This window comes from Agromyces sp. NPDC058136 (genome assembly GCF_042884375.1).
GTDB lineage: Bacteria > Actinomycetota > Actinomycetes > Actinomycetales > Microbacteriaceae > Agromyces.
Genome location: NZ_JBHVUA010000001.1, coordinates 1,179,432 through 1,195,102 on the forward strand (window position 1 = coordinate 1,179,432; position 15,671 = coordinate 1,195,102).

The 15,671-nt window shown below is 71.2% G+C and carries 14 protein-coding genes; 2 read left to right on the top strand and 12 right to left on the bottom strand.

Going from position 1 to position 15,671, the window contains the following annotated elements:
- Positions 1–199 precede the first annotated feature (199 nt).
- Positions 200–1,111, bottom strand: a complete 912-nt coding sequence (locus ACFVTX_RS05555; RefSeq protein ID WP_386898557.1) for an LLM class F420-dependent oxidoreductase — start codon at positions 1,109–1,111, stop codon at positions 200–202.
- A gap of 235 nt (positions 1,112–1,346) precedes the next feature.
- Between ACFVTX_RS05555 and ACFVTX_RS05560 the strand changes: the two genes are divergently transcribed.
- Complete coding sequence (locus tag ACFVTX_RS05560) at positions 1,347–2,348, top strand: patatin-like phospholipase family protein (RefSeq protein ID WP_386898558.1); 1,002 nt, start codon at positions 1,347–1,349, stop codon at positions 2,346–2,348.
- Between the two features lie 94 nt (positions 2,349–2,442).
- On the opposite strand, the gene ACFVTX_RS05565 is transcribed toward ACFVTX_RS05560, so the two are convergent.
- The 11 genes from ACFVTX_RS05565 to ACFVTX_RS05615 form a co-directional block, all read right to left on the bottom strand.
- The gene (locus ACFVTX_RS05565; protein ID WP_386898559.1) at positions 2,443–2,823 is read right to left on the bottom strand and encodes a hypothetical protein; all 381 of its coding nucleotides are present in this window, start codon (positions 2,821–2,823) and stop codon (positions 2,443–2,445) included.
- Positions 2,824–2,953: 130 nt separating this feature from the next.
- Positions 2,954–6,271 (bottom strand): alpha-mannosidase, encoded by a 3,318-nt coding sequence (locus ACFVTX_RS05570; RefSeq protein WP_386898560.1) that lies wholly within the window; start codon positions 6,269–6,271, stop codon positions 2,954–2,956.
- 9 nt (positions 6,272–6,280) lie between these two features.
- Complete coding sequence (locus tag ACFVTX_RS05575) at positions 6,281–7,117, bottom strand: carbohydrate ABC transporter permease (RefSeq protein ID WP_386898561.1); 837 nt, start codon at positions 7,115–7,117, stop codon at positions 6,281–6,283.
- Positions 7,114–8,073, bottom strand: coding sequence for a carbohydrate ABC transporter permease (locus ACFVTX_RS05580; RefSeq protein ID WP_386898562.1), 960 nt, complete (start codon positions 8,071–8,073; stop codon positions 7,114–7,116). The genes ACFVTX_RS05575 and ACFVTX_RS05580 overlap by 4 nt, the downstream gene beginning before the upstream one ends.
- Before the next feature lie 4 nt (positions 8,074–8,077).
- Positions 8,078–9,427, bottom strand: coding sequence for an extracellular solute-binding protein (locus ACFVTX_RS05585; RefSeq protein WP_386898563.1), 1,350 nt, complete (start codon positions 9,425–9,427; stop codon positions 8,078–8,080).
- Between the two features lie 320 nt (positions 9,428–9,747).
- A complete protein-coding gene (locus ACFVTX_RS05590; RefSeq protein ID WP_386898740.1) occupies positions 9,748–10,950 on the bottom strand; it encodes an ROK family protein in 1,203 nt (400 codons plus the stop codon).
- Between the two features lie 167 nt (positions 10,951–11,117).
- Positions 11,118–11,486: a hypothetical protein gene (locus tag ACFVTX_RS05595; protein ID WP_386898564.1), complete on the bottom strand. Its 369-nt coding sequence runs from the start codon at positions 11,484–11,486 to the stop codon at positions 11,118–11,120.
- 83 nt (positions 11,487–11,569) lie between these two features.
- On the bottom strand, positions 11,570–12,343 hold the full coding sequence (locus tag ACFVTX_RS05600) for an NADPH-dependent F420 reductase (protein WP_386898565.1): 774 nt from the start codon (positions 12,341–12,343) through the stop codon (positions 11,570–11,572).
- Between the two features lie 64 nt (positions 12,344–12,407).
- Positions 12,408–12,605, bottom strand: a complete 198-nt coding sequence (locus tag ACFVTX_RS05605; RefSeq protein WP_386898566.1) for a hypothetical protein — start codon at positions 12,603–12,605, stop codon at positions 12,408–12,410.
- Positions 12,606–12,838: 233 nt separating this feature from the next.
- Complete coding sequence (locus tag ACFVTX_RS05610) at positions 12,839–13,366, bottom strand: DUF5684 domain-containing protein (RefSeq protein WP_386898567.1); 528 nt, start codon at positions 13,364–13,366, stop codon at positions 12,839–12,841.
- 5 nt (positions 13,367–13,371) lie between these two features.
- Positions 13,372–14,178 carry a hypothetical protein gene (locus tag ACFVTX_RS05615; RefSeq protein WP_386898568.1) on the bottom strand — a complete coding sequence of 269 codons (807 nt, stop codon included), beginning with the start codon at positions 14,176–14,178 and terminating at the stop codon, positions 13,372–13,374.
- A 250-nt stretch (positions 14,179–14,428) separates the two neighbouring features.
- Between ACFVTX_RS05615 and glsA the strand changes: the two genes are divergently transcribed.
- Positions 14,429–15,649 (top strand): glutaminase A, encoded by a 1,221-nt coding sequence (gene glsA / locus ACFVTX_RS05620; protein ID WP_386898569.1) that lies wholly within the window; start codon positions 14,429–14,431, stop codon positions 15,647–15,649.
- Positions 15,650–15,671: the final 22 nt, after the last annotated feature.

Sequence of the window (15,671 nt, forward strand, 5' to 3'; positions counted from 1 at the left end):
GCGGGCGCGATCATCGTGCCTGAGCACTACGTCACTGATATGCCTCAGGTATCAGCGAGCCACCCGCCGCGCAGGGCACTACGTCTCTGATACCACTGGCGTATCAGTGACGTAGGTGCGTGAAGCAGGTCGACTCTCGAGCCGTCTCGAGATCGATGGCCGAGGCCGCATCGACGTCCGAAGGCAGTCGGTCGCAGGCTCAGGCTGCCCCACCGAGGGCCCGGGCGTTCACTTCGTCGCGCCACGCCACGAGGTCGCGGATCGGCCCGAGATCCCATCCGGTCTCGGCCTCGAGCCCGACCGTGAAGAGGCGGGTACCCACGGCGTGCAGCGCGTCGGCGTGGCCCGGGTAGTCGTCGAGGTCCTCGGCGTAGCGACCGGGCTTCGGCGAGACGCCCGCGCTGCGCTCGATGTCGGCCGGGTCCCGGCCGATGCGCCGGCACCAGTCGTCGAGCACCGCATGCTTGTGCGCGATCGTGTCGGCGTCGCCGAACCCGTGCCAGATGTCGGCGTGCTCGGCGACGATGCGCAGGGTGACCTGCTCGCCGGCGCCGCCGATGAGCACGGGGATGTCCCGCGTCGGCGGCGGATTCAGCGCCGCCCACCGCTCGCGGATCAGCGGCAGGTCGCCGCGGAGCTTGCGCAAACGCTCGGGCGCGGTGCCGAACTCGTACCCGTACTCCGCGTAGTCCCGCTCGAACCAACCCGCGCCGATGCCGAGGACCACCCGGCCGACCCCGCCGTCGCGCGCGCTGATGTGGTCGACCGTGCGAGCCATGTCGGCGAGCAACTGGGGGTTGCGATAGCCGGTGGATGACACGAGCACGCCGAGCTCGACACGTCGGGTGACCTCGGCGAACGCCGCGAGCAGCGTCCACGCCTCGAAGTGCGCGCCGTCGGCGTCGCCGCTGAGCGGGAAGAAGTGATCCCACCCGAGCACGAGGTCGGCCCCTGCCTCCTCGGCCGCCACGGCGGCGGCCCGGAGCTCGGCGTAGCTCGCGTGCTGCGGCTTCACCTGCACCGCGATACGGGCGCGGCGGTCGGCTCGGGGAAGGTGAGGCGCGATGGGCACGTCGCGCGTGCCCGTCGCCGCGCTTCCGGCTTCGGTCATGGTTGCGAGCCTACGCCGGGGCGCGCGACGGTCGGACCGCCGCTGCCGCTCACCGCACCGCCGCGATTGCCCGAGCATCCCCGTCGTGCTACGGTCCCGTTGATCGTGTATCGACGGCAGGAGGTGAGTCCCATGAACGCAGTATCAGTGGGCGCTCCCCTGCAGTCCACGATCCGCGACTGAGTCAGTCGCCGCCGGGAGCGCCGAACAGGCAAGTTCGCGAAAGGCGATTCCCATGCACGACAACACTCCTTCTTCTCCCCTGCCCGCCACGTCGACGTCGGCCCCCGGCCGGGCGATGCCGGTCGACGCCACGAACAGGATCCCCGCTTCCGGTGAACGAGCACTCGTCCTCGGCGGCGGCGGCTCGACCGGGAACGCCTGGCTGATCGGCGTCGTCGCCGGACTGTCCGAGGCCGGCGTCGACGTGACCGCAGCCGACCTGACGATCGGCACCTCGGCCGGATCGACGGCCGCGGCCCAGCTCGCGGGCGCGACCCCCGCCGAGCTGTACGCGGCGATCGCCGACGCGGCACCCCTGCACCCGACGCGGCCGACCGGACAGGCCTGGGCTGGGGCGACCGCACCCGCCGCCGCTCGTCCGCCGGCCGGCCGGCCGATCGACCACCTCGCGCGGACCGGCGCGATCATCGCAGCGTCGAGCGGCCTCGACGACCTGCGCCGCAGGATGGGCGTCTCCGCCCGCGAGCTGGATGCCTCGTCGGACGACGGGCAGCAGGCGCGCTGGCGCGCGACCGTCGCCTCACGATTCGCGGGCTCCGCCTGGCCGGCGCGGTCGTTGCTCCTCACGGCGGTCGACGCCGAGACCGGCGATTCCGTCGTGTTCGATCGCGACAGCGGAGTCGACCTCGTCGACGCCGTCGCCGCGAGCTGTGCGGGTGGCTTCGCCTTCCGGATCGACGGTCATCCGTACATCGACGGCGGCTATCGCACCAACCCCGAGAACGCCGACCTCGCTGCCGGGTACGAGCGCGTGCTCGTGCTCTCACCGTTCGGCGGCCGCACCCGGCTGCCGCTCGCGTGGGGGCTCGACCTCGCGACGCAGGTCGAGGCGCTGCGCGCCGGCGGCAGCCGTGTCGAGACGATCGGCCCGCGGAGCGAGGACCGGCACCTGTTCGACGACGCGATGAACCTCGCACTACGCCCTGCCGCAGCCCGAGCCGGATACGAGCGCGGACGTGAGCTGGCCGAGCGCATCGGCGAGCTCTGGGGCTGAGCCGGGAGCGGTCGGCCCTCGCGCGGAGGGCCGACCGCCGTGGTCTCGAAACGGGCCTCCTCGCCCTGCACCGCGAGAGCATCGCGGCGGCGGGCTAGACGACGGTCGCGGCGGCCCGCCGCGGGCGACGCTCGAGGAACCGGGCGTGGTGCGCCTCGAGCGCACCGACCCGGTGCCGGATCGCGAGCAGCAGCGCCGCCACCCGGCGCCGATGGTGCGGTTCGAGCGCCTCGCCCTGCTCGAAGGCGCGGGCGCGCAGCGCGATCGAACGCATGCGGCCGAGCGTGTCGACGCGGAACGACTGGAACGCCTCGTCGGGCCGCGAGGCGAGCCGGTCGAAACGGTCGTCGATGATCGCGAGCCGCAGTTCGAGATCGTTGACGTCGGCGAAGAAGCGCGCCCGCTCGGGCGCGAGCGGCGCCGCAGGGAGGGCCGGAACGGCGGTGCGGCCGGGGTCGTCGGGGTGGGGCGCCATATCGGTGCTCCTCGGGTGACTCCGGTCGATGCCGAAGATCATGACGCTACGGGGTGCCGCCGACATCGCCGGGTCAGGGGGCCTCGATACGGCGCCGGCGCGCCTCCTCGACCGCCGGAGACCGGCACGACTAGGCGCCCGGCCGAACACGGCGCAACCTCAACGTCACGATCTGGAAGGGGCGCAGCGCGAACTCCCACGCGCGCGGCCCTGCGTCGTCGAGCACGACGCCCACCCCGCCCCCGGTCGGGTCGTCCCCGTCGCCCCCGCCGAACGCCCGCTCGAGCAGGTCGGTCGACTCCGCGGACGCGTCGAACGAGACCGACAGCCGCCCCCGCCCGCGGGCACCGTGCGGCTCGTACAACCGCACCACCACATCGCCGGAGCCGTCCTCGGCGAGCTTCACCGCCTCGACCACGGCGCCGGTGACGTTCACGAGCGGCTCGATCAACGTGGCATCCACCCCCTCGAAGCTGCGCAGCGGCAGGTTGAGCCGGTAGCCCTCGGCGATCGCCTCGGGGATGCCCGCGCCGGGCGCGATCGACACGCGCATGCGGTGCCGCCCCTGGTCGGCCTCGGGGTCGGGGTAGCGCGGAGCGCGGAGCAGCGAGAGCCGCGCGGTGGTCACGGTCGCGCCCGGGCGCGTGGCATCCGCGGCCCGTCTGATGTCGTGCCCGTACGTCGAGTCGTTCGCGATCGCGACGCCGTAGCCGGGCTCGCCGACGTGCACCCAGCGGTGGGCGACGGTCTCGAAACGGGCCGCGTCCCACGAGGTGTTCGCGTGCGTCGGCCGGTGCAGGTGCCCGAACTGGATCTCGCTCGTCGCCCGTTCGGCGTGCACGTCGAGCGGGAACGCGAGCTTCAGCAGCTTCTGGCGCTCGTGCCAGTCGATGTCGAAGTCGAACTCGAGCGCCGGGGCATCGGCGGCGAGCGACACGGTCTCGACGATCACGGATGCCCCGAACCGGCGCGTGATGCGCACGGCGACCCGCTCGTCCTCCGCTGGAGCATCGACCAGCTCGACCGACTCGGCCTCGCGCAGCTCGACGACGTTGCGGGCGTAGTGGGCGTCGATGTCCCACGCGTCCCACTGGTTGGGGGTGTCACGGAAGAGCTGCAGCAGGTTGCCCGCCTGCCCCGGCGCGATCGCCTCGCGGCCGAGCCGGCCGTCGGCGTCGCGGTGCCGGAGGGAGACGAGGAGCCCGTCGGCGTCGAGGACGGCCGCGAGATGGGCGTTCTCGAGGGTGATGCCTTCCGCTGGTCGAGGAGCGCCGGCGCGCAGCGACGACGCGTCTCGAGACCCGGTGAGCGGGCGCGACTCGGCTTGGTCTCGAGACGCGTCGCCTTCGGCGGCGCTCCTCGACCACCGGGTATCGCCTTCGGCGGCGCTCCTCGACCACCGGGCCCCGCCCAACCCCGGCACACCCGAGACCGCGTACGGCCCTGCGTTCACGCGGAGCATCCGATCGCCCTGCCCTGCGAGCGCGCGCACCGAGCGCTCGATGATCTGCTCGAGCACCTCGGCGACCTCGGCGTAGCGCCGCTCGGCCTCTCGATGCACCCACGCGATCGACGACCCGGGCAGGATGTCGTGGAACTGCTGCAGCAGCACCGTCTCCCAGGCCGCGGCGAGCTCTTCGACCGGGTACGCGGCGACCCCGCGCACGGCCGCCGTCGTCGCCCACAGCTCGGCCTCGCGCAGCAGGTGCTCGCTGCGCCGGTTGCCGCGCTTCGTGCGCGCCTGCGAGGTGTACGTGCCGCGGTGGAACTCGAGGTACAGCTCGCCCGACCACACCGGCGGCGCGGGGTACTCGGCCTCGGCGGCCTCGAAGAACCCGCGCGGCGACGACAGCTTCACCTGCGGCGACCCCTCGAGCGAGGCGGTGCGGTACGCGGACGCGAGCATCTCGCGCGTCGGCCCGCCGCCGCCGTCGCCGTAGCCGAACGGCACGAGCGAGGTGTTCGCCGCCCCCTTCTCGGCGTACTGGCGCTCGGCGCGGGCGAGCTCCTCCCCGGTGAGCTCGGCGTTGTACGTGTCGACGGGCGGGAAGTGCGTGAACACCTCGCTGCCGTCGAGCCCCTGCCAGCGGAAGGTGTGGTGCGGGAACCGGTTCGTCTCGTTCCACGAGATCTTCTGCGTGAGGAACCACTTCGACCCCGCCGCCCGCACGAGTTGCGGCAGCGCCGCCGAGTAGCCGAACGAGTCGGGCAGCCACACCTCGAGCGGTTCGACGCCGAGCTCCTCGATGAAGAAGCGCTTGCCCGCGACGAACTGGCGCGCGAGCGCCTCGCCGCCCGGCAGGTTCGTGTCGGACTCCACCCACATGCCGCCGACCGGCACGAACGAGCCCTCGCGCACCCGCGCGCGCACGCGCTCGAACAGTTCGGGGTAGTCGCGTTTCAGCCACGCGTACTGCTGCGCCGACGAGGCGGCGAACACGAAGTCGGGATGCTCCGCGATGAGCGCGTCGACGTTCGAGAAGGTGCGGGCGACCTTGCGCACGGTCTCGCGCACCGGCCACAGCCACGCGCTGTCGATGTGGGCGTGGCCGACGGCGTGCACGCGGTGCGAGCTCGCCCAGGCGGGTGCGGCGAGCACGGGCGCGAGGATGCTCCGGCCCTCCGCCGCGGTGCCGGCGACGTCGTCGGGGTCCATGAGGTCGACCATGCGTTCGAGCGCCCGCACGATCTGCGCCCGCCTCGTCGAGTCGGCGCGCAGCTGCGCGGCGAGCTCGCGGAGCACCCGCACGTCGTGCAGGAGCTCGTCGACGGTCACGTCGCGGAGCGCGAGCCCGATCTCGCCGAGCACGTAGAGGGGGTCGTCGCCCGCGGTCTCCCACTCGCCGCGGAGCGTCGGCGCGAAGGTCCAGTCCTGCATGACATCGGGGTTCGACGCCGCCTCGAGATACACGACCGCCGCCTCGCCCGCTGGTTGAGGAGCGCCCGACGAAGTCGGACGCGTCTCGAAACCACCCGCCGCCAGCAGCTCGATCGGCACCGCCCGGTTCCGCGGCTCGACCGCCTTCACGATCGTGCCGTCGGGCCGCCACACGAGCGCCTCGGCCTGGAACCCGGGCGTGACCGGCGAGAACCCGAGATCGACGACGAGTTCCCAGCGGCCCTCCGTTGGTCGAGGAGCGCGCGAAGCACGCGTCTCGAGACCTGGTGCGCCGGTCTCGAGACGCGTCGCCATCGGCGGCGCTCCTCGACCACCGGATGCCGGCACCGTCACTCTGAACCACGTCGTGCCCCACGCCCGCCCCCACGGCGTGCCGGGCACCACCGGCTCGAACACCTGACCGACGGCGTCGGCGAACGGCACGGGCTCCCCCGGGGCATCCCATCGTTCGATCGTCGCCGGCACCTGCTCGCGGTACCGCGCGGGCTCGAGCCGTTCGCGCACGAACCGCGCGATGCGCGTCTCGACCAGGGCGGAATCGTCGTGCATTTCAGGCTCCTATCCCTTGACCGCGCCCTGCAGCGCGAACGAACCGCCGATGCCGCGCGACACGAGCACGTACAGCGCGATGACCGGCAACGAGTACAGCAGCGAGAAGGCGGCGAGCTCGCCGTAGGCGACGGTGCCGTACTGCCCGAAGAAGCTGTAGATGCTCACCGCGGCGGGTTGCTTCGCGGGGCTCAGCAGCAGGATGAACGGCACGAAGAAGTTTCCCCAGGCCTGGATGAACACGAAGATGAACACCACTGCGATGCCGGGCCGCATGAGCGGCACGACGATGCGACGCAGCGTCCCCATCGCCGAGGCGCCGTCGACCCAGGCGGCCTCCTCGAGCGAGACGGGCACCGAGTCCATGAAGTTCTTCATCATCCAGATCGCCATCGGCAGGCTCGTCGCGGCCATGAAGAACGTCACCGCAGCGAGGTTGTCGAGGTAGCCGAGCCGCACGAACAGGCTGTACACCGGCACCATGATCGCGGTGATGGGCAGGCACGTGCCGAACAGGATGGCGTAGAGGTACGGCGTGTTGAACCGCGACTGGTACCGCGACAGCGGATACGCCGCGAGCACCGCGACGATCACGGTGATGACGGCCGAGCCGGTCGAGAGCAGCGTCGAGTTCCAGAGCGGCAACAGGGTGCCCTCGGGGGTGAGCACGGCCGCGTAGTGCTCGAGCGTGAAGCCCTCGGGCACTTCGGTGCGCTGGCTCGGGTCGGTGTCGATCGAGGCGAGCACGAGCCACGCGAGCGGCACGAGGAAGCAGACGCCGATGAGGGCGAGCGCGAGATTGCGGGCGGTGGATGCCACGGCACGGCGCGGCGACGCGAGGCTCATGTGCGGCGCTCCGGGCGAAGCATCCTGATGTACGCGATCGAGAAGATCGCACCGACGACGATCATCACGACCGCGATCGCCGAGCCGTAGCCGATCTGCTGGAACTTGAACGCCTCCTGGTACGCGAACACCGGCAGGGTCGAGCTCGCCATGCCGGGGCCGCCCTTCGTCATCACCCAGATGAGTGTGAACACGGCGAGCGTCTGAAGGGTGATGAGCATGAGGTTCGTCGCGATCGACGGGCGGATCATCGGCAGCGTCACCCACCAGAGGCGCTTCGCGCCGCCCGCCCCGTCGACGATCGCGGCCTCGGAGATCTCGGGCGGCACGTCGTTCAGCGCGGCCTCGTAGACGAGCATCGAGAACGCGGTGCCGCGCCACACGTTCGCGAGGATCACGGCGAGCATCGGGAAGTCGTAGAGCCAGTTCGCACCGTCGATGCCGACGGCGCCGAGCAGCTGGTTGAGGGTGCCGTCGTCGGCGAAGTACGCGTAGGCGGCGAAGGCGGCGACGATCTCGGGCAGCACCCATGCGGTGACGACCGTCGTGCCGACGACAGCGCGCACCCCGCGGTTGGCCTTCGCCATGAGGAGGGCGAGCCCCAGCCCGACGAGGTTCTGCCCGATCACGGCCGAGCCGAGCACGAACACGACCGTGAGCAGCAGCGACAGCGGGAAGTCGCGGTCAGTGATGAGATCGAGGTAGTTGTCGAGGCCGACCCACTGCGGCTCGCGCGCCGAGCGGCCGGTGAGCGCGGTGTCGGTGAACGAGACGACGACCGCCCAGACGACCGGCCCGACCATGAACAGCGCGAGCAGCACGATCGACGGCGCGATCGGCAGCAGGCGCACGAGCGAGCGTCGCCCCGCCCGAGGGGGTTGCCGGCCGGCGCGGGAGTTCGGGTTTTCCCGCGTCGGCCGGCCGCCTTCGATCGTGGGCGACGAGACCGCGACCATTCCCCTAGCCGGTCACGTTCTCTTCGCCGACGATCCCGACCACCGCCTCGTCATAGGCGGCGGCGGCCTCCTCCGGCGTCATCTGCCCCGTCATGACGGCCTCGGTGGCCGCCTGGATCTCGGCCGAGATCTCGGGGTAGTCGGCCGTGGCCGGCCGGAAGTGCGTGACGGTCACGAGGTCGGTGAAGAAGCCGATGAACGGGTTCGCCTCGAGGTACGAGGGGTCCTCCGCGACATCCGTGCGCACCGCGATCTGCGAGTTCGCGATGTTGTACTGCAGCGAGTTCTCCTGATTCAGCGCCATCGCGAGGAAGTCGAACGCGGCGTCGGGGTTGTCGCTGTTCGCGCCGACGGCGAGGGTCCACCCGCCCGAGAGGCTGACCGCGCCGTCGCCCTGCCCGTTCTGCGTCGGGAAGGCCGCGACCCCGATGTCGTCGACGTACTCGGGCCACTCGTACTGGCCGCCCGGCATCCAGAACGACGGCGACCACGAGCCCTCGATGGTTCCGGCGATCTGACCGCCGGGGAACCATTCGCCGAAGAGCTTCTGCCACATCGAGCCGTCGAGCGCGACGTCGGGTGCGGGGGCGAGCCCCTCGCCGTAGAGCGTCTCAATGAACGCGAGCGAGTCGATGAAGCCCTGCGAACCCGTCACCCACTTCTTCTCGTCGGCGTCGTACAGCACGTCGTCGGTGCCGTAGATCAGCATGCCGAACCCCTGCATGACCGAGCCCTCGCCCGCGGGCTTGCCCGAGTAGACGTTGAACGCGACCTTGTCGGGCTCGGCGGCGTGCACCTGGCGGGCGGTCTCGAGGATCTCGTCCCAGCTCTTCGGCTCCCACGGCAGCGCGACGCCGGCCGATTCGAGCACCGACTTCGAGTACCAGATGCCGCGGGTGTCGGTGCCGAGCGGCACGGCGTAGACGCTGCCGTCGTCGGCGCGCCCCGCCTCCTTCGCGCCCTCGTTGAACTTCGACCAGTCGTCCCAGTCGGCGAGGTACTCGTCGAGGTTCAGCAGGTAGCCGGCGTCGACGTCGCTGCGCACCTTGAAGGTGTCTTCGTAGAAGACGTCGGGCGCGGTGTCGGGGCTCTGCTGCATGAGCGCGAGCTTCGTGGCGTAGTCGCCCTCGTCGGCGACGATGGGTTCGAGTTCGACGGTGATGCCCGGGTTCGCCTCTTCGAAGGCCGGCTTGACCTGCTTGAAGAGGTCGTCGAGCGCGACGAACGCGTCGGTCTTCTGGTAGACGATGCGGATCGTGTTCTCATCAGCGCCGGAGTCGGCACTGCAGCCGATGAGCGAGACGGATGCTGCGGCGATCACCGCGAGAGACAGGGTGGCGCGGGTTCGTTGCATGGTGCTCGTGCTCCTTCGCTCGAGTACTGCAGTGCGGGATGCTCCGGTTCGGGCGGAAGACGCGATACGCCCCGGGAGCAAGCCGGCTCCCCCGAACCGTGCTCCACGGGGCGATCGCAATCCCCACGATCCACATAGTAAATCGAATGGAGTTACTCTGCAAGACCCAGTTTCCTACGCTGGTCGAGGAGCGCGCGACGAAGGAGCACGCGTCTCGAGACCCCGCAACCGACTCTCGAGACCGGCCCACCGGGTTTCGAGACGCGTCGCCGCTGCGCGTCGGCGCTCCTCAACCACCGAGTACCCCTGCTGGTCGAGATCTACCCCAGCAGCAGCCGGTTCGCGGTCGGCGCGAAGGTGCGCTCGAGCACGAGGCTCGCGGCGCCGATCGCCGCGACATCCTCACCGACCCCGGTGCCGACGACCTCGAGCTCGCGCAGCGCCGCGGTCGCACTGTACTCGGCGAGCCGCGGGGTCACGCGGGCGAGGTACCGCGCCTCGAGGCGCGCCCAGAACGGGCCGCCGAAGACGACGCGGTCGACATCGAGGAGGTTCGTGATGACGGCGACGGCGTGCGCGGTGCGGTCGGCCGCGAGGTCGAGGATGCCGCCGGCGACCGCGTCACCGGCGTCCGCCGCCGCACACAGCCGGTCGAACTGCGCGTCGATCTCGGGGGCGCTCTCGTGGGCGGCATCGGCTCGCAGCACGCCGAGCCGCTCGGCCTCCTCGACCATCGCCTGCGGGGTGATGGTCACCGCGATGCAGCCGCGCAGGCCGCATGAGCAAGGCGGTCCGTCGGGGTCGGCGACGATGTGGCCGATCTCACCGGCATTGCCCGACACCCCGCGCACGAGTTCGTCACCGAGCACGAGCCCTGCGCCGATGCCGGTGCCGAGGTAGAGGAACACGAAGGAACCCGCACCGCTCGCCCCGCCCGCCCAGGTCTCGGCGACGGCGGCCGCGGTGACGTCTTTATCGACGAGCACGGGGAGGCCCGTGGCATCCTCGAGGGCTTCGCGCAGCGGAACGCGATGCCAGCCGTGCAGGTTCGGCGGGTCGACGATGGTGCCGCGCTCCTGGTCGATGGGGCCGGGGGCGGCGAGCCCGAGGCCGACGATCTTGTCGCGGGCGATGCCCGAGTCGGCGACGAGCCGTTCGACGAGGTCGCGGATCCGCTCCATGACGTGCGCCGGGTCGCTCGCGTCAGGGGTGCGGTGCCGCGCGTGCGCGACGACCTGCCCGGTGAGGTCGAGCAGCACGAAGGTCATGACGGCCGGGTCGACGTGCACGCCGGCGGCGTAGAGCCCGACCGGGTTCAGCCGCAGCATGGTGCGGGGCTTGCCGAGGCCGGCCGCGCTCGTCTTGCCGGCCTCGACGATGAGCTCGTCGTCGAGCAGGCGCCGCGCGATGTTCGACACCGTCTGCGTCGAGAGCCCGGTCATCTCGACGAGCTCGACCCGGCTGCGCCCCTCTGGGGCGCGCCGGATCGCGTCGAAGATGACCGAGCGGTTGAAGTCGCCCATGCGGGGCAGGTTGGTGCCGCGCCGCGCGGTGGTGATCGAACCGTTCATCCGCCGACCCCTCCCGTCGCGACACTGTGATCGCGCTCTCCCACGAGTTTGTCACATCGATGGAGAAAAGGGGAAGCCTCGATGCCGACTGGTCGTCGGGCCTGGCGGTCGGGCCTCGGCTACGCCTGCTCGCCGATGAGGATGCCGCGCTCGCTCGTCTGCGCCCGCACAGCTGCGACGAACTCCTCGAACGCCGACTTGCTCTTCGCGTAGCCGATCGCGCCGCCCTTGACCGCGCCGAGCCCGCCCTTCTCGTCGAAGCGCAGCCAGGTGTTGCCGTACTGGTCGACGCCGATCGCGAAGGTGAACGAGATGTGGAACCCGCTGCCCGCCATCGCCCCGAGCCACAGCGTCTTCTGCAGGCTGCCGCGCTCGAGCTTGATGCTGCCTTCGGCGGGGGTCGTCGCGGTGTAACCGAGCCCTTCGGCGATGGAGATGACGACGGGCACGGTCAGCTGGTCGTCGCCGGAGAGGATGAGCTGGGTCATTGCAGGGGTCCTGTTCGGGTCGTGGTCGCGCCGGAGTCGGCAAGACCACGACCCTACCGCGCCCCTGCGACGCGCCGATGGACTCAGGCGGGAGTCTCCCCGCTGGAGCGCTCTGCCTTCCCGAGGTTGGCGACGAGTTCTGCGCTGGTCTGCGCCCCGGCCGAGTACGCGGGCTGGTCGCGCTCGACGCGCCAGCTGTCGTCGAGCGGGCCGACGTTCACGGTGTCGAAGCCGAACTCGTCGTAGAGCGAGGTGACGAAGGCCGCGGCGTCATCGTGGTCGCTCGCCGTCGCGAGGGCACGGCGGGCCGGGTCGCCGGCCGGGCGGCCGTCGGTCGTGATGTCGGAGGCGACGATGTGGTTGAAGCCCTTCGCGACGTGGCTCATGGGCAGGTGCTTCTGCAGCATGCCCGTGACGGTGTCGCGGCCCTCGTCGAGGGCGGGCACGTGGCCGTCGCGCTCCCAGTAGTAGTTGTCGGTGTCGATCACGATCTTGCCGGCGAGCGGCTCGACCGGAACCGAGGCGTACGCCTTGAACGGCACGGTCACGACGGCGATGTCGGCGGCCGCCGCCGCCTCGGCCGCGGTCGCCGCGCGGGCCGACGGGCCGAGCTCGGCGATGAGGCCCTCAAGCGTCTCGGGGCCGCGCGAGTTCGCGATCACCACCTCGTATCCGCTCTTAACGGCCGCGCGAGCGACCTGGCTGCCGATATGTCCTGCACCGATGATTCCGAGAGTGGTCATGGTGATTCCAACGCGGTCGCCCGCGAGTTGTTCCCGCCTCCCGCCGGTTGAGGAGCGAGCGACGAAGGAGCACGCGTCTCGAAACCTGGCGAGACGCTCTCGAGAGTCGGTCACCGGGTTTCGAGACGCGTCGCCGCTTCGCGTCGGCGCTCCTCAACCTGCGGAGGCTCGACGCTGCTCAACCCGCGGCAGCGGTCGTCGGCCGACGGCGGCGCCCCGCACGCTCGGTACGAGCCGTGCGTGCGGCGCGCTCCGCGCGCTCGGCTTCGACAGCGCGACGCTCGTGCACTCGACGGCGCCGCTCGTTCGCGATGGCCGCTTCGCGCTCGTCGGCGGTCTGGAGGGTCTGTGCGATGTAGCCGACTGCGAGGTTCATGATCCGGTGTCCCTTCGGTGCGGCGGCGCGGTGGCCGCCTGACCTCAGACTCCTCGCTGAGGTGGGCCCGGCAGATCGGGCGAGTGCCCTATTTCCGTCGCCCGACCACCTCAGATCGCGTGCGGCGGGAGTTCCCCGCGGCGGTTCCGCATGTCCGACCTCGCCGCGGAGGAGACGCAGAATGCCCCGGGCTCGCGCCCGAGGCATCCTGCGGTGCAGTGCTCGATCTGTGCTCAGTCGCCCTGCGGCGGAGCAGCCGGCGGAACGGCCGGAGCAGCCGGAGCCGCGGAAGCGGCCGGCGCGTAAGCAGCGGGCACCTGCGGCGCCGGCGCGTATCCGTACGGGTACGCCGGCACCTCCCACGCCGCCGCACCGTGCCACGGCTCGGTGCGGCCGTAGCCGAGGTACGCCCCCCAGACGAGCGGCAGGAAGACGTAGAGCACCGTCCACCCGGCCGACTTGCCGAAGCCCGTGTTGATGCGGTGCACGGCCATGATCAAGTACACCGCGGCCACGATGTTCGCGAACGGCACGAACGCGAGGACCGCGACCCATCCCGGGTACCCGGCGATCTCGATGACGCGCCACGAGCTGTAGATCGGCACCCACGCCGGCCAGCCCTCGTTGCCCGTCTTCACGAACACCTTGGAGAGGAAGATCGCGAGCACCACGTACTGCACGATGAGCACGAGGAAGATGACCCCGTAGAAGGCGATGATCGGCAGCACGAGGTCGAGGGGGCTCGTTTCGGTGTGCAGCATGGCGGTCACTCCGCGAATTCGGTCGACACGAGGCCGACGGTCAGGTGGGCGGCGGCGTCGACGACGGCGCCGGGCAGCTGTTCGGGGGCGTCGCAGCCCACGAGCACGACGACGCCCTCGCCGAGGTCGGTGATGCTGCGCGAGATCACCGTGTAGTACCGGTCGATCTGCACGTCGATGGCGACCGCGTCGGCGGTGCCGGCCGAGACCCCGTCGCCCGAGATGAGCGCGACGTCGTAGGCGCTGGTGCGGTCGATGGTCGAGCCGAGGTCCTGCTCGATGCGCGAGAGGCTCGCGGTGCGGTCGTCTTCGCCGAGCGCGTCGGAGCCGTCGCTGCCGTTCGTGTACCAGACGGTGCAGCCCGTGACGGTGCTCGTGTACTCGCCCGAGTTGCCGCCGGTGGTCGTGGGCGTCCACGCGGGGTCGCCCGGGAACGTCGAGGAGAGGGAGATGTAGGCGTCACCGTCGATGTCGAGGTCCCACGGCAGGTCGATCGGCAGGTCGACGGCGGATGCCTCGTCGAGCGGGTCCTCCGCGTACGGGTCGTCGCCGAACTGCTCGACCGCCTCGAAGTACCCGTCGTTCGTGCTCGACGCGGCCGACGCGAACGCGAAGACCATCCACACCGTCATCGTCGGGATCAGGATGAGCGGCAGCGCCGAGACGATGATCGCCGCGGTCAGGGCGCCGGCGAACCCCTTCGGCTGCGCGGGCCGCGGCGCCGCCGCGGGCACCTGCGGCATCGGCGCCTGCGGCACCGATGGTTGGGGCGCGGGCGGCTGCGGCACCGGCGCGGACGGGTCGAACGTCACGGATCCTCCAAGGGTCGCGTGCCGGAGACGGCACGAGTCGAGATCGTATCGGTCGCGCGGCGTCCGCTTGTTCCCATCTCCCGCCGGTTGAGGAGCGAGCGACGAAGGAGCACGCGTCTCGAAACCCGGCGAGACGCTCTCGAGACTCGGTCACCGGGTTTCGAGACGCGTCGCCGCTTCGCGTCGGCGCTCCTCAACCTGCGGAGGCTCGGCACTACTCAACGGGCGGCGGCGGTCGTAGGCTGACCCCATGGCTGGGGCTCTGGGAGATCCGGTTCGTCATGCGCTCGAGTCGGTGCTCGACGCCGTTCGAGATCGCACCGACGGGGCGGTCGCGTCGTACATCCCCGAGCTCGCGAAGGTCGAGCCCGAGCAGCTCGGCGCGGCGCTCGCGAGCACGCACGGGGTCGTGCACGAGGCCGGCGACGTCGAGGCGGAGTTCACCATCCAATCGGTGTCGAAGCCGTTCGTGTTCGCGCTCGCGGTCGACGCGCTCGGACTCCACGAGGTGCGCAAGCACGTCGACCTCGAGCCGAGCGGCGAACCGTTCAACGCCATCAGTCTCGACGAGGCATCCGGCCGCCCTCGCAACCCCATGATCAACGCCGGCGCCATCGTGATGACGTCGCTCATGCACGGCGACACCGCCGAGGAGAAGTTCGCCGCCGTGCGCGCGGGCCTCGAGCGGTTCGCGGGCCGTGAACTGGAGGTCGACGAGGACGTCTACGTCTCGGAGTCGACCACCGGCGATCGCAACCGCGCGCTCGCCTACCTGACCCGCTCGGCGGGGGTGCTCGGGGCGAGCGCCCAGGTCGCGACGACGGCGTACTTCCGCCAGTGCTCGCTGACCGTGAACGCGCGCGACCTCGCGATCATGGCGGCGACGTTCGCGACCGGCGGCGTGAACCCCGTGACCGACGAACGCGTCATCAGCGAGGATGCCGCGCGCTGGACGACCGCGGTCATGACGAGCTGCGGCATGTACGACGAGTCGGGCGACTGGATGGTGCGGGTCGGCCTGCCCGCCAAGAGCGGCGTCGGCGGCGGCATCGCAGCCGTGCAGCCGGGGCAGTTCGGCATCGGCACGTTCAGCCCGCGCCTCGACGAGCGCGGCAACAGCGTGCGCGGCGTCGCGACGCTCGAGCTGCTGTCGCAACGGCACGGCCTGCACATGCTGCAGCACCACGGCTCGCCGCTCTCGCCGATCGCGTCGCTCACGCGCGAGGATGCCGGCGACACGATCGCCATGCTGCGCGGCGAGATCCTGTTCTCGGAGGCCGAGGAGGTGCTCACCCGCCTCTCGGCACTGGTGGGCGATCACGGATGCCTCGTACTCGACTTCACCGCGGTGACGCGGGTCGCGGCCGGGTCGAGGAAGATCTTCAGCGCGCTGCCCGAGACGTTGGGACGCCTCGACGACGGGCGGCCGCGGGTCGAGGTGCGCGACCCCGACGGGGTGCTCGCGGGTTGACGGCGGCGGACGACCGGTCGAC

Coding starts and splice junctions, on each gene's coding strand:
- ACFVTX_RS05605 (WP_386898566.1), bottom strand. CDS start 12,605: ATGAACCTCGCAGTCGGCTACATCGCACAGACCCTCCAGACCGCCGAC.
- ACFVTX_RS05560 (WP_386898558.1), top strand. CDS start 1,347: ATGCACGACAACACTCCTTCTTCTCCCCTGCCCGCCACGTCGACGTCG.
- ACFVTX_RS05580 (WP_386898562.1), bottom strand. CDS start 8,073: ATGGTCGCGGTCTCGTCGCCCACGATCGAAGGCGGCCGGCCGACGCGG.
- ACFVTX_RS05585 (WP_386898563.1), bottom strand. CDS start 9,427: ATGCAACGAACCCGCGCCACCCTGTCTCTCGCGGTGATCGCCGCAGCA.
- ACFVTX_RS05590 (WP_386898740.1), bottom strand. CDS start 10,950: ATGGGCGACTTCAACCGCTCGGTCATCTTCGACGCGATCCGGCGCGCC.
- ACFVTX_RS05555 (WP_386898557.1), bottom strand. CDS start 1,111: ATGACCGAAGCCGGAAGCGCGGCGACGGGCACGCGCGACGTGCCCATC.
- ACFVTX_RS05575 (WP_386898561.1), bottom strand. CDS start 7,117: ATGAGCCTCGCGTCGCCGCGCCGTGCCGTGGCATCCACCGCCCGCAAT.
- ACFVTX_RS05595 (WP_386898564.1), bottom strand. CDS start 11,486: ATGACCCAGCTCATCCTCTCCGGCGACGACCAGCTGACCGTGCCCGTC.
- ACFVTX_RS05610 (WP_386898567.1), bottom strand. CDS start 13,366: ATGCTGCACACCGAAACGAGCCCCCTCGACCTCGTGCTGCCGATCATC.
- glsA (WP_386898569.1), top strand. CDS start 14,429: ATGGCTGGGGCTCTGGGAGATCCGGTTCGTCATGCGCTCGAGTCGGTG.
- ACFVTX_RS05570 (WP_386898560.1), bottom strand. CDS start 6,271: ATGCACGACGATTCCGCCCTGGTCGAGACGCGCATCGCGCGGTTCGTG.
- ACFVTX_RS05565 (WP_386898559.1), bottom strand. CDS start 2,823: ATGGCGCCCCACCCCGACGACCCCGGCCGCACCGCCGTTCCGGCCCTC.